The sequence below is a fragment of the Mycobacterium sp. E787 genome (genome assembly GCF_001668725.1).
Lineage (GTDB): Bacteria > Actinomycetota > Actinomycetes > Mycobacteriales > Mycobacteriaceae > Mycobacterium.
The window spans coordinates 133,918-146,753 of sequence record NZ_LZKL01000025.1; the positions used below are offsets into that span (position 1 = coordinate 133,918).

The 12,836-nt window shown below is 70.2% G+C and carries 15 protein-coding genes and 1 pseudogene; 12 read left to right on the forward strand and 4 right to left on the reverse strand.

Going from position 1 to position 12,836, the window contains the following annotated elements:
* Positions 1-14: 14 nt before the first annotated feature.
* Positions 15-857, reverse strand: a complete 843-nt coding sequence (locus A5705_RS04730; protein WP_067880964.1) for a hypothetical protein — start codon at positions 855-857, stop codon at positions 15-17.
* 149 nt (positions 858-1,006) lie between these two features.
* On the opposite strand from A5705_RS04730, the gene fabG1 reads away from it, so the two are divergent.
* From fabG1 to A5705_RS04745, 3 genes are all read left to right on the forward strand, one after another.
* The gene (fabG1, locus tag A5705_RS04735; RefSeq protein WP_067880967.1) at positions 1,007-1,774 is read left to right on the forward strand and encodes a 3-oxoacyl-ACP reductase FabG1; all 768 of its coding nucleotides are present in this window, start codon (positions 1,007-1,009) and stop codon (positions 1,772-1,774) included.
* Positions 1,775-1,846: 72 nt separating this feature from the next.
* Positions 1,847-2,656 (forward strand): NADH-dependent enoyl-ACP reductase InhA, encoded by an 810-nt coding sequence (inhA, locus tag A5705_RS04740; RefSeq protein WP_067880970.1) that lies wholly within the window; start codon positions 1,847-1,849, stop codon positions 2,654-2,656.
* A 6-nt stretch (positions 2,657-2,662) separates the two neighbouring features.
* On the forward strand, positions 2,663-3,679 hold the full coding sequence (locus A5705_RS04745) for a ferrochelatase (protein WP_067880973.1): 1,017 nt from the start codon (positions 2,663-2,665) through the stop codon (positions 3,677-3,679).
* A 51-nt stretch (positions 3,680-3,730) separates the two neighbouring features.
* Here the strand turns inward: A5705_RS04745 and A5705_RS04750 are convergent, their stop codons facing one another.
* A complete protein-coding gene (locus A5705_RS04750; RefSeq protein WP_067880975.1) occupies positions 3,731-4,648 on the reverse strand; it encodes a hypothetical protein in 918 nt (305 codons plus the stop codon).
* A 57-nt stretch (positions 4,649-4,705) separates the two neighbouring features.
* Between A5705_RS04750 and A5705_RS04755 the strand changes: the two genes are divergently transcribed.
* From A5705_RS04755 to A5705_RS04765, 3 genes are read left to right on the forward strand one after another with little or no spacing between them, the layout of a single operon-like run.
* Positions 4,706-5,140, forward strand: coding sequence for an NfeD family protein (locus A5705_RS04755; protein ID WP_067880977.1), 435 nt, complete (start codon positions 4,706-4,708; stop codon positions 5,138-5,140).
* A 27-nt stretch (positions 5,141-5,167) separates the two neighbouring features.
* On the forward strand, positions 5,168-6,307 hold the full coding sequence (locus tag A5705_RS04760) for an SPFH domain-containing protein (protein ID WP_067880980.1): 1,140 nt from the start codon (positions 5,168-5,170) through the stop codon (positions 6,305-6,307).
* Positions 6,308-6,316: 9 nt separating this feature from the next.
* The gene (locus tag A5705_RS04765) at positions 6,317-6,673 is read left to right on the forward strand and encodes a DoxX family protein (RefSeq protein WP_067880983.1); all 357 of its coding nucleotides are present in this window, start codon (positions 6,317-6,319) and stop codon (positions 6,671-6,673) included.
* Between the two features lie 39 nt (positions 6,674-6,712).
* On the opposite strand, the gene A5705_RS04770 is transcribed toward A5705_RS04765, so the two are convergent.
* Complete coding sequence (locus A5705_RS04770; RefSeq protein WP_068275731.1) at positions 6,713-7,210, reverse strand: nitroreductase family deazaflavin-dependent oxidoreductase; 498 nt, start codon at positions 7,208-7,210, stop codon at positions 6,713-6,715.
* Positions 7,211-7,281: 71 nt separating this feature from the next.
* On the opposite strand from A5705_RS04770, the gene A5705_RS04775 reads away from it, so the two are divergent.
* From A5705_RS04775 to A5705_RS26960, 6 genes and pseudogenes are all read left to right on the forward strand, one after another.
* The gene (locus tag A5705_RS04775) at positions 7,282-8,703 is read left to right on the forward strand and encodes an MFS transporter (RefSeq protein WP_231982363.1); all 1,422 of its coding nucleotides are present in this window, start codon (positions 7,282-7,284) and stop codon (positions 8,701-8,703) included.
* 91 nt (positions 8,704-8,794) lie between these two features.
* Positions 8,795-9,322 (forward strand): DUF2384 domain-containing protein, encoded by a 528-nt coding sequence (locus tag A5705_RS04780; RefSeq protein ID WP_082956296.1) that lies wholly within the window; start codon positions 8,795-8,797, stop codon positions 9,320-9,322.
* Positions 9,319-9,978, forward strand: coding sequence for a hypothetical protein (locus tag A5705_RS04785; RefSeq protein ID WP_082956297.1), 660 nt, complete (start codon positions 9,319-9,321; stop codon positions 9,976-9,978). The genes A5705_RS04780 and A5705_RS04785 overlap by 4 nt, the downstream gene beginning before the upstream one ends.
* 51 nt (positions 9,979-10,029) lie before the next feature.
* Positions 10,030-10,740 (forward strand): response regulator transcription factor, encoded by a 711-nt coding sequence (locus A5705_RS04790; RefSeq protein ID WP_068275741.1) that lies wholly within the window; start codon positions 10,030-10,032, stop codon positions 10,738-10,740.
* A pseudogene (locus tag A5705_RS04795) lies at positions 10,737-11,138 on the forward strand (two-component sensor histidine kinase); the annotation flags it as partial. The gene A5705_RS04790 and the pseudogene A5705_RS04795, both read left to right, overlap by 4 nt.
* Before the next feature lie 34 nt (positions 11,139-11,172).
* Positions 11,173-11,439: a hypothetical protein gene (locus tag A5705_RS26960; RefSeq protein ID WP_082956298.1), complete on the forward strand. Its 267-nt coding sequence runs from the start codon at positions 11,173-11,175 to the stop codon at positions 11,437-11,439.
* Here the strand turns inward: A5705_RS26960 and A5705_RS04800 are convergent.
* Entirely contained in the window at positions 11,436-12,737 is a 1,302-nt protein-coding gene (locus A5705_RS04800; protein WP_082956299.1) for a cell wall metabolism sensor histidine kinase WalK, read from the reverse strand. The two genes, A5705_RS26960 and A5705_RS04800, sit on opposite strands and share 4 nt — an antisense overlap.
* Between the last annotated feature and the right edge of the window lie 99 nt (positions 12,738-12,836).

Here is a 12,836-nt window from a genome sequence, read left to right on the forward strand (position 1 = left end):
TTTTCGCGGTGTGGTTACGCTCGCGAGGCGCGCGCGTCGGCCACGCGGTGGATTATGTCGACGGGGTGGTCCTCGGCGACGACCCTGACCACAATCCAGCCGTAGCGGCGCTCCAATTTCTCAAGCCGGTGGATGTCCTTGACGTAGTGGTAGCGACTGGATTGGTGTTGGTCGCCTTCATACTCGGCGGCGACCTTCAGGTCCTCCCAACCCATGTCCAGATAGGCGTCGGGCCAACCCCATTCGTTGCGAACCACGATCTGGGTCTGCGGCCGCGGGAAGCCCGCTCGCACCAACAGCAGGCGCAACCATGTCTCCTTCGGTGACTGCGCTCCGCCGTCGACGAGCGGGAGAGCCAGTCGTGCCGCCTTCATGCCCCGCCGGCCCCGGTACCGATCGACCAATTGGTCGATGTCGATCATCTTCAACTCGGTCGCCTGCATGAGGGCGTCGACGGCGGCGATGGCGGTGTCGGTCGGATGCCGGCGCGCGAGGTCCAGCGCCGTCCGGGCCGGCGTCGTCACCCGAATGCCGCCGACGACGGCGATCTCGTCCGGCTCGATGCGCTCGTCCCAGACCCGCACGCCCGCGAAACGGCGATGGTTGGTGTGAATGATCTCGGCGGGCCGCGAAGCGTCGATCCACTTTGCGCCGTGCAGCGCGGAGGCGGAGAAGCCGGCAAGGACGCCGCGCCGTCGCGAACGCAGCCAACATGCCTTGGCCCGCAGTACGGCCGTCAGCTCGGCATCTCTCGGCACATAGACGTCTTTGTGCAGCGACACATACCCGCTGCGCAGCTCGTAGGGAGTCAATGCGCCGGCGGCCAGGGCCTCACTGCCCAGGAACGGATCTTTCATGGCCGAGAGTGTGCTGAGTCACACCGACAAAGCCTCGCGAGCGTAACCGCACTGCGAGAATCCGGCCCGAAATTCGCAGCCCGGTTACGCTCGCGGGCTGGCAGGGGGGAGATGTCGGCTGCGCGTAACCCAGGCGATAGGTTGGCGGGGTGACTGATACAGCCACCGAGAACAGCACCGAAAGTGCTCCCGACTACGGCAGACCCGCATTCGTATCCCGTTCGGTCCTGGTCACGGGCGGAAACCGGGGGATCGGTCTGGCGATCGCGAAGCGGCTCGCCGCCGACGGCCACAAGGTGGCCGTCACGCACCGCGGATCCGGGGCGCCCGAGGGCCTGTTCGGCGTCGAGTGTGACGTCACCGACAACGACGCCGTCGATCGCGCCTTCAAACAGGTCGAGGAGCACCAGGGCCCGGTCGAAGTGCTGGTGTCCAACGCCGGCATCTCCAAAGACGCCTTCCTGATCCGGATGACCGAGGAGCGGTTCGAAGAGGTCATCAACGCGAACCTCACCGGGGCATTCCGCGTCGCCCAGCGGGCGTCGCGCAGCATGCAGAAGAAGCGGTTCGGCCGCATCATCTTCATCGGGTCGGTGTCCGGCATGTGGGGGATCGGTAACCAGTCCAACTATGCGGCCGCCAAGGCCGGCCTGATCGGCATGGCGCGCTCGATCTCCCGGGAGCTGTCGAAGGCCGGGGTGACGGCGAACGTGGTCGCCCCCGGCTACATCGACACCGAGATGACCCGCTCGCTGGATGAGCGCATCCAGGCGGGCGCATTGGAATTCATCCCGGCGAAGCGGGTCGGCACCGCCGCCGAGGTCGCCGGGGCGGTCAGCTTCCTGGCTTCCGAGGATGCGACCTACATCGCCGGCGCGGTCATCCCGGTCGACGGCGGCATGGGCATGGGCCACTAGGTTGTGGGCGGCGACCCCCAGCGCCCGACGCCGCCGGGCTTGTGATCGCCACTGAGGAACGATAGGACGGACATGGCAGGACTGCTCGAAGGCAAACGAATTCTGGTCACCGGGATCATCACCGACTCGTCGATCGCTTTCCACATCGCGCGGGTGGCCCAGGAGCAGGGGGCCGAACTGGTGCTCACCGGGTTCGACCGGCTGCGGCTGATCCAGCGCATCGCCGACCGGCTGCCGAACAAGGCCCCGCTGATCGAGCTCGACGTGCAGAACGACAAGCACCTGGAGACCCTGGCCGACCGGGTGACCGAGGTCATCGGCGAGGGCAACAAGCTTGACGGCGTGGTGCATTCGATCGGCTTCATGCCGCAGACCGGGATGGGTATCAACCCGTTCTTCGACGCGCCGTACGAGGACGTCGCCAAGGGCATCCACATCTCCGCGTATTCGTATGCCTCGCTGGCCAAGGCGCTGCTGCCGATCATGAATCCCGGCGGCGGCATCGTCGGCATGGACTTCGACCCGTCGCGCGCGATGCCGGCCTACAACTGGATGACCGTCGCCAAGAGCGCGCTGGAGTCGGTGAACCGGTTCGTCGCCCGCGAGGCCGGCCGGTACGGCGTGCGCTCGAATCTCGTTGCCGCGGGCCCAATTCGGACGCTGGCGATGAGCGCGATCGTCGGCGGCGCGCTCGGCGAGGAGGCCGGCGCCCAGATCCATCTGCTCGAGGAGGGCTGGGATCAGCGCGCGCCGCTGGGCTGGAACATGAAGGACGCGACACCGGTCGCCAAGACGGTGTGCGCGTTGTTGTCCGAGTGGCTGCCGGCCACGACCGGGACGGTCATCTACGCCGACGGCGGCGCCAGCACCCAATTACTGTAAGCCGCAATGAACTTCGACGCGGTCCTGCTGCTGTCCTTCGGCGGGCCGGAGGGGCCCGAGCAGGTGCGGCCGTTCCTGGAGAACGTCACCCGGGGCCGCAACGTGCCGCCGGAGCGCCTCGACGACGTCGCCGAGCACTACCTGCATTTCGGCGGGGTGTCGCCGATCAACGGGATCAACCGCGCCCTGATAGCCGAGCTCGAGCAGGAGCTCGACGTGCCGGTGTACTTCGGCAACCGCAACTGGGAACCATACGTCGAGGACACCGTCAAGGCGATGCGCGACGAAGGCATTCGGCGCGCAGCCGTGTTCACCACATCGGCGTGGAGCGGGTACTCCGGCTGCACCCAGTACGTCGAAGACATCGCCCGGGCCCGCCGGGCGGCCGGGCCGGACGCGCCCGAATTGGTCAAGCTGCGGCCCTATTTCGATCACCCGCTATTCGTCGAGATGTTCGCCGGCGCGGTGGCGGCGGCCGCGGCCACCACGCCCGGCGACGCGCGGCTGGTGTTCACCGCGCACTCGGTGCCGGTGGCCGCCGACGAGCGCTGCGGTCCCCGGCTGTACAGCCGCCAAGTCGCCTATGCCGCAAGGCTGGTCGCGGCCGCCGCCGGATACGGCGATTACGACCTGGCCTGGCAGTCGCGATCGGGGCCTCCCCAAGTCCCTTGGCTGGAGCCCAGTGTGGAGGACCACCTGTCGACGCTCGCCGGATCGGGTACCAAGGCCGTGATCGTCTGCCCGATCGGGTTCGTCGCCGACCACATCGAGGTGGTGTGGGACCTCGACCGCGAGTTGGCCGCTCAGGCCGAGGCGGACGGGATGGCCTTCGCCCGGGCCGCCACCCCCAACGCCGATCGTCGCTTCGCCCGGCTGGCCGCGGATCTGGTCGACGAACTGCGCTCAGGCCGGGCGCCGACCAGGGTCAGCGGACCCGACCCGGTGCCGGGCTGCCTCGCCAGCGTCAACGGCGCGGCGTGCGCTCCGCCGCATTGCGTTGCGCGGCAACAGGACCAGGCTTAGCGGCGATCGCGAGCGCGGCGAGCCGGGCGAAGCGGGTCGCCGCCATCAGGCTTAGTCCGCCCAGGCCGAGTGCAGGATCGCGGTGACCGCGGCCATCCGCGCCGAGCGCACCACCGTGGTCAGCGGTCGCAGCGCATCGGTGGCGATCCGCGCCTGCGACGACGATTGCGCACCGATCCCCGCGACGATGCGATCCGTCGGGGACTCGGACACCCGGCTGAGCCCGGCGCTGACCGCGATGATGGCGTCGACGTGCGCGGCGTTCTCCAGCACCCGCAGCGCGCGCGACGGCGCATGATCGGGAATGCGGTGTTGCCGTGACGATTCCAGCAACTGCTCGACGAGTCCCCGTGGATCGTCCACATCGGATGCGGCGGCTCCCACCCCGATCGCGCCGAGCGCATCGGCGGCCGACCGCACGGCCGAGCGCAGCGAGTACTCGGCGTCGCCGAGTTCGTGGTGTTCCAGCACCGGCGCACCGGGCAGGGAGTACACCGTCCAGGACAGCCCGCACAGTTCGGGCAAGCCCGCGTCGTCGGCCTCGTCGAGGTCGCCGTAGCTGAACTCCGGAACCAGGCCGACGGCGGTGGCCGGGTCGTCGGGATTGGCGATGATGACCGCCTCGCCGGCGGCCAGGGCGTCGGATTCGAACTGGGTTCCCGGGGCCAGGCCGCGCACGTCGCCGGGCACCGGCAGAACGATGTTGACGGTCCCCCGCAAACGGTCGGGGGCCGACGACCCCGCCGGCCGGCCGACCGCCGCGCGCAGGGTTTGCAGCAGCGTGACGGTGCCGGCGTCGTGGACATCGGGCCACGGCAGGCCGGTGTGGCCCGCGGCGACCGCATCATACGCGGTGACCGATTGCTTTGGCGCCCAAACGGATAACGCGTCCAAGACGTCGTCGGGCGCCGCCTTGCCCGCGAGCCAGGCGTTGGCCCACAGGGACAGCGAGACACTGGGACACCACATGATCTCGGAGTGTAGTTGTTCGATCCGGCAAAGGCGGATTACGCGTATTCTGACCGCATGCCCGCCGCGGTGATCTGGCTCATATTCGCGCTGGCGCTCGCCGGTGGGGAGGCGCTCACCGGCCATATGTTCTTGCTGATGCTGTCCGGCGGCGCGCTGGCCGCCGCCGGGAGCAGCTGGCTGCTCGGCGGGCCCGTGTGGATCGACGCGGCGGTGTTCCTTGTGATCTCGGTTCTGCTGCTGGTCGTGGTGCGGCCGGCGCTGCGGCGGCGGCTGACCCCGCCGAGGGTGTTGCCGACCGGCATCGAGGCGCTGCAGGGCAAGAACGCGCTGGTGCTCGAGCGCGTCGCACGCGATGAGGGCCAGGTGAAGCTGGACGGCCAGGTGTGGACGGCGCGGCCGGCCAACGAGGACGACGTCTACGAACCCGGCGACCGGGTGACCGTCATGCAGATCAATGGCGCCACGGCCGTGGTGTTCAAGGGCATGTAATACCTCTGGAGAAAACGGGAGGAAGCGATGGCTGGAATTGCTCTGCTGGTGGTGGCGCTGGCGCTGGTGATCTTCGGGATCATCGTGGTGGCGAAGTCGGTCGCGCTGATCCCGCAGGCCGAGGCCGCCGTGATCGAACGCCTGGGTCGTTACAGCCGCACGGTCAGCGGGCAGCTGACGCTGCTGGTGCCGTTCATCGACCGCGTCCGCGCGCGGGTGGACCTGCGCGAGCGGGTGGTGTCGTTCCCGCCGCAGCCGGTGATCACCGAGGACAACCTGACCCTCAACATCGACACCGTGGTCTACTTTCAGGTCACCGTCCCGCAGGCGGCCGTCTACGAGATCAGCAACTACATCGTCGGCGTCGAGCAGCTCACGACCACCACCCTGCGCAACGTGGTCGGCGGGATGACCCTCGAGCAGACGCTGACCTCCCGCGACCAGATCAACGGCCAGCTGCGCGGCGTGCTGGACGAGGCCACCGGGCGCTGGGGCCTGCGGGTCGCGCGCGTGGAGCTGCGCAGCATCGACCCGCCGCCGTCGATCCAGGCCTCGATGGAAAAGCAGATGAAGGCCGACCGGGAAAAGCGGGCGATGATCCTGACCGCGGAGGGCATGCGCGAGTCGGCGATCAAGGAGGCCGAGGGCCAGAAGCAGGCGCAGATCCTGGCCGCCGAGGGCGCCAAGCAGGCCGCCATCCTGGCCGCCGAGGCCGACCGGCAGTCGCGGATGCTGCGCGCCCAGGGTGAGCGCGCCGCGGCGTATCTGCAGGCGCAGGGCCAGGCCAAGGCCATCGAGAAGACGTTCGCCGCGATCAAGGCCGGCCGGCCCACTCCCGAGATGCTGGCCTACCAGTACCTGCAGACGTTGCCGGAGATGGCACGCGGCGACGCCAACAAGGTGTGGGTGGTGCCCAGCGATTTCAGCGCCGCGCTGCAGGGCTTCACCAGGCTCCTGGGCACGCCGGGCGAGGACGGCGTGTTCCGGTTCCAGCCTTCCCCCGTCGACGACGTGCCCAAGCACCAGGCCGACGACGACGCCGACGTCGCCGACTGGTTCTCCACCGAGACCGACCCGGCCATCGCCCAGGCGGTGGCGAAGGCCGAGGCGATAGCCCGCCAGCCCGTGGACGGCCAGCCGGGGACGCCGCCCGAGTTGACCCAATAGGCTGGGCGCATGAGTGCGCTGACTTCACCGAAAACCTATGCGGGACTTGCCGCCTTCCACGCCGTCGACGCGGTTGCCTGCGGATTTCAGGTGGCCCCCATCAAGAAGGTTCTGGACGACCTCGGAGTCCCCGACGAGATCCGCCCCGTCCTGCCGGTGGTGAAGGCGGCCGCCGCGATCGGGTTGCTGTCCGTCACCCGTTTCCCCACGCTGGCAAGGCTGACGACGGCGATGCTGACGTTGTACTTCACCCTGGCCGTCGGTGCGCACATCCGGGCGCACGACAAGTTCGTCAACACCATCCCGGCGGCGGCGTTCCTGGCCACCTTCGCGGTGATGACGGTCAAGGGCCCGGATAACAGCTGAGTCCGATGGTGGCGACCCGCTACGCCCGGCTTCGCCGCGCTAGCGATCGCCACCGCCGCAACGCAATTCGACCATCGGCAGTGGGCTTCCGGTGTCGGTGATCGGCGCGCCGAGCGTGCTTTCCAGCACCGGGCGGAACCGCTCCCACGCCCCGGGATGGCGTTCGCGGTAGGCGGCCAGCGTGCGGTCGGTCTCCTGTTGGCCGAGCACGCGCGCGGTGGCGCGCCGCGGCGCACGGCTGCCGACGTAGACCCGGACCCGCGGGTTGGCCTCAATGTTGCGAAACCACTGGGCCTTTCGGCCGAAGCCCGACGCGACGACATAGACGTCGGTGGCGGGACGATCGACGACCTCCAGCACCGCGTAGCGCGGCGTGCCGGACTTGCGGCCGATGTGTTCGAGCATCAGGATTCGCGAGCCGAACAGCGCACCCGCGCGGGACTGGTAGATCCAGACCGGCGCGCGCACAAAGCGGCGGGAACGCAGCAACCGTGCGCCGATCGCGGTGAAAATCGATCCGTTCGCAGTCCGCCCCATGGCCGCGATTGTCCTCCACATGGCGGGGTCGTCGCATAGTTGCGAACCGTTGGGGGTAAGTCATGTACCCAATGAGTCGAAAAGCGGGTGACGGACGCGGCGGGGCCCCGGTGGCCGATGCCCGCGCCACGCATCGGTCGATCCAGGGCACCGCGATCGGCAACTTCATGGAGGCCTACGACTTCACCCTGTTCAGCCTCGTCGCCACCATCCTGGCGCAGAAGTTCTACCCGGGAGAGAACTCCGGCGCGGGCAACCTCATCGCCACCTTCGGCACGATGACGGCGGGGTTCGTCGTCCGGCCGCTGGGCGGCTTCATCTTCGGGCCGCTCGGCGACCGCATCGGGCGCAAGCCCGTGCTGGTGATGACCATCTCGCTGATGGCGGTCTGCGGTGCCGCGACGGGTGCCCTGCCCGGCTACCACACCATCGGGGTCTGGGCGCCGATCCTGCTCACGGTCGTCCGCGTCGGCCAGGGGCTTTCCTCCGGTGGGGAGTACGCGGGCGCGATGACCTTCATCGCCGAGCACGCCCCGGACCACAAGCGCGGGATGCTGGCCGGATTCCTGCCGGTGGGCACGCTGGGCGGCTTCGTGGTGGGCGCCGCGCTGGTGACGGGCCTGCAGACGGCCTTGCCCACCGCCGACATGCTGAACTGGGGCTGGCGCATCCCGTTCCTGCTGGCCGCGCCGTTCGGCCTGGTCGCGGTGTACCTGCGCTCGAGGATCGACGAGTCGCCCGGCTACGAGAAGGTGCACAAGGTCGCGCTGCCCGTCTCCGTCCGCACCCAGTTCGTGCTGACCGTCGTGCGGCAGTGGAAAGGGCTGCTGATCTGCCTTGGCGTGGAGCTCGCGGTCACCGACACGAGCTACATGGTCAGTGGTTACGTGCCCACGTACCTGAAAAAGACCGCGGGCGTGGGGGACACCGCGGCGCTGGTCATGGTCCTGATCGTGCTGGCGGCCTTGACGGTCGGCGTGCTGTTCGTCGCGATGCTCTCCGACCGAATGGGCATCAAACCGCTGATGTGGACGGGGTGCGGCTTGCTCATCGCGGTGTCGCTACCGGCCTTTACCCTGATGCGGTTCGGCGGGGCGTATCCCATCAAGTTCGCCGGTGTGCTGCTGGTCGGCCTGCCCATGATGTTCTTGAGCAGCCTCGAGCCGGCGATCCTGCCCGCGCTGTTTCCCACCAACGTGCGCTACGGCGCGGTGTCGATCGGGTTCAACATCGCCGTGTCGGCCTTCGGCGGCACCACCCCGCTGATCGCCGAGACGCTGGTCACCGGCACCGGCAATCCGATGATGCCGGCGTACATGCTGATGTTCGCCGGAGGGGTCGGCGCGGTCACCCTGATCTTCGCCCCGGAGGTGGCCGGCAAGCCGCTGCTGGGCTCCGGGGCCGCCGATCTGATCGGAACGCGGCGCGGCGGCGGGGGCAAGGGCGCGGCGGGTGTGGGCGCCGCGGTGCCCGACACCGGCGGGGCCGGATAGACGCCACCCTGCCTATCCGGCGAAAGTCGCTTGACGTGCTTGACGGTGTAGCATTGTCATGCTTGACGCGATCTCGAGACCGGGAGTGGCGATGACGGACCTGGCGGTGCTGGAGCGGGAGATCATGCGGTCGGTCAGTCGCAAGGTGCATGATCGGCTGCGCAAGGCCGCCGCGGCAGAAGTGAGTCCCGAGGCGTTCGGCGATGCGGAAGCCATCGCCGAAGCCATGGTGGCGGCGCTGCCGTTGGGCCACGTGTTCGATGAGGTGTCCGGACCCTTTTACGACACCGCCGGGCTCGCCCGCTGGCTGGGGGTGTCGCGGCAGGCGCTGCACCAGAAAATTGCGCGCCATGCGCTGCTGGCCTGCCCGCTGGCCGACGGCGGAGTGGTGTATCCGGTATGGCAGTTCCTCGAGAGCGGCGCGACGATTCCGTCGCTGGGCGAGGTGCTGACGACGCTTGCGCAGGGCACCGACGACGCCTGGATGATGGCGTTGTGGATGCGCGCGCCCAGCGATCAGCTCGACGGCGAGCGCCCGAGTGAGTGGTTGCGCGAGGGGTGTGACCCCGAGCGGGTGATTGCGATGGCGCGCGAGGTGGCGGCGGGCTGGCGCGCGTGAGTGGTTCGCGCCAGCGGCCCGCGCTCGGCCTCCCGCCGCCGGCGCTGGCGGCGTTCCCCCGGACGCGGCTGAAGGACGACGTGCCGCTGTATCGGGCACACGCCGTCAACAAGTCTCCCTGGTGGTTTTCCTCCGACCTCTCGGGCCGGTTCGATCTGCCCTCGCCCAACGGAACCTGTCACCTCGCAACCGATTTGGCGACTTCCCTGCGGGAGCGGTTCGGCCACGACCTGGTGCGCCAGGGGCTGGTCACGTTCAAAGCGGCTGCGGGAACCCAGGTTTCGAAGCTCCGGATACCGGCGCCACGCTGGCTTGCCAATACCTGCGCGCGGAATGCCGTCGACTTCGGCATGACCCGCGAGATCGGAACATGCCCGAACTATGACATCCCGCAGGCCTGGGCCGCGGCCTTCTGGGGCACGGGCAGGCACGCGGGCGTCCGGTATCAGACCCGGTTCACGACCGGGCCGACGCCCAACGCGGTCGCGTTGTTCGACGACGCGGGGCAGCACAACTGGCCCACCGACCCTGCCGCGCTCGGCGGTGTGCAGGCATGCGTTCAGGCCCGCATCAAAGTAGAGCATCCGCCCGGCCGGCGGCAGGTGCGGATCGTGCCACCGCCGACGACTCGGCGGCGGAATGTGAAGCGAACCTGAAGAAAGCGGCTTACCGGGCCGGTCGCGCCAACGCGACGCTCACAATGGGGCATGGCGAGTTCCCCGGGCGCGGCCAGGCGCCCCAGCGTCGGCATTCCGCGCGTGCTGGTGGTCGAGGATTCCGAGACCATCCGCGAAATGGTCCGCGAGGCGCTGACCGACGCCGGCTACCACGCCGACGCCTGTCGCGACGGCGACGGTTTGGAGGAGGCGCTCGACGGCCTGCGCCCGGACCTGGTGGTGCTCGACGTGATGCTGCCGGGGCGCGACGGGTTCGAGCTCATCGACGTGGTCCGGGATTGGGGCGACGCCGGGATCGTGCTCATCACCGCCCGCGACGGGTTGCACGACCGAGTGCGTGGCCTCGACGGCGGCGCCGACGACTACGTCGTCAAACCGTTCGAGCTGGCCGAGCTGGTGTCGCGAGTGGGCGCGGTGCTGCGCCGAAGGGGACGGCTGCCGCGGGCGCTGCAGGTCGGCGACCTGGTGCTGGATGTCGACGCCGGGGTCGCGGTGCGCGCGGGTCACGAACTGGACCTGACCGCCACCGAGCTGCGGCTGCTGCACTTCCTGGTGCAGCAGCGCAGCCGGATCGTGAGCGCCGGCCAGATCCTGAACGCGGTGTGGGGCTACGACGCCTACGACCCCAACCTGGTGCAGGTGCACATCAGCGGGCTGCGGCGCAAGCTCGAGGCTCACGGCCCGCGGATCGTGCACACCGTCCGCGGGATGGGCTACCGCCTGCAGGCCCGCCCATCATGACGGCCGCCGCCGACCCCGTGACGCCGACGCCGTCGCTGCGGCGGCGGGTCGTCGTGGTCGTCATCGGGCTGCTCGCCGTCTTGCTGGTGATCCTCGGGGTCGTCATCGACGTCGGCCTGCGCGCCCAGGCCCGGCGCGACCTCCACGACCGGCTGCTGGCGGCCACGTCGCGCGCCGACGCGCTGGCCCTCGCGCGCACCCCGCCGCAGCAGATCGCCGCCCAGCTCAACGGCGGCGGGGTACGAGCGCTCGTGATCACCGCCGACGGCACCGCCTACGGCGACCCCGCGATCAGCCCGGACGCCACGGCAGGCGCGTTCGTTCCGCCGCCCGGGCCACCGCCGCCACCCGGCATCCCCACTCCCCCCGGCGGGTCCGGGACGCCCCCGTCGCCGCCCGCGCCAACCCGATGAACGAGCAGGAGAAAAGATCATGAAAATCAAGCGACTCATCGCCGCTTCCATGCTCGCGGGCGCCCTGGGGGTTGCCGCGACGGGCTTCGGTGCCGCCGTGGCCACGGCCGATCCCCCGCCGCCGCCACCGGCCCCGGGGCAACCCGGCCCGCCGCCGCCGGGGCCCGCGGGTCCGGGTGGACCGTTCGACGCGCCGCCGCCAGGTCCGGGCGGACCGTTCGGGCCGCACCCGGACGGACCGTTCGGGCCGCACCCGGGCGGACCGCCCCCGGCCCCCGGGTTCTAGACCCGCTGCGCGCCGGCCGCGCCCACCGGCAGGCTGAGCCGGAACTGCGCCCCGCCCTGGTGGGGAAGGCACGTCAGCTCGCCGCCGTGGGCGCGCGCCAGCGCGCGGGCGATCGGTAGGCCCAGCCCCGCGCCGCCATGGTCGCGGGATCGCCCGGCGTCTAGGCGCACCAGCCGTTCGAAGATGCGGTCACGCTCCTCGTCGGGAACCCCCGGGCCGGTGTCGGTCATGGTCACCTCGGCGGTGTGGCCGCTCGCGGACAGCTCGATGGTGATGGCCCCGCCCGCGGGGGTGTACCGGCGGGCGTTGTCGAGCAGGTTGGCCAGGATCTGCGCCAGCCGGTGCGGGTCGGCCCTGACCTCGAGCCCGGCCAGGCCGGTCCGTACGACGGTGACTCGTGGCGCCAACAGGGCCGTCCGGTCGGCCTCGGCGTCGACCAGGGCGGCGAGGTCGGCATCGTGCAGGTCAAGCGGCAGCCCGGCATCGATGCGGCTGAGATCCAGCATGTCGCCCACCAGACGTCCGGCGCGGCGGGCGTCGGACAGCAACAGGTTGGCGCGGCGGTGTTGAGCGCGCGCCTCGTCGCCCTGGTCCTGTGCGGCGTTGCTGACGAGTTGTTCCGCGGCGACCTGGATCCCGGCGATCGGGGTGCGCAGCTCGTGGGCGGCGTCGACGAGAAATCGCCGGGTGGCCGCCTCGGCGCGCCGGGCGTCTTCGGCCGCGAGCCGGGCCCGTCGCTCGGAGGCTTCCAGCGCTTCCAGCATTCCGTCGAAAGCGCTTGCGGCGCGGCCCAATTCGGTGTCGGTGCGCTGGGGGCGCAATCGCCGGCCACGGTCACCGGTCGCGATGTCGGTGGCCAACGCGGTCAGCCGGTCCAACGGCCGCAGCGCAACCCGGCTCACCGCCATCAACAGCAGCGCCGCCAACAGCAGCGTGACCAAACCCGCACCGATCATCAGCTGACGCAGCTGGCGGGTCACCTGGGTGGTCTGCGTGGTGTCGGCCACCAAGATCAGCCGGCTGCCGGCGGGCAGGGGATGCACCAGCTCGGTGGCGGTGGCATCCGGTGGCATGGGCGGTGCGCCCGGCGGCGGGGGCGGGTAGCCCGGCGGCGGAGGAGGGGCCCAAAGGCCGATCAGGGTGGCGGCCCCGAAGGCCCCGACGACGAGGCCGGCCAGCCCGGTGCCGACCGCGACGCCGACGGGATGCCGGTGGAGGACCGACGACGCGGGCGCCGGTTCCGGATAAGGCGCCGGGGTTGCCGGCTCGGGGGTGTGGGTGGATTCCTCGGCGGTCAATGTGCCTCCTTGTCGCTGACGTGATGCCGGCGACGCTAGGAAGCGGAGCTGAAGTCAAGCTGAAGAGCGGCGCTCGCGGCGCGGATCTTCAGGCCGGCT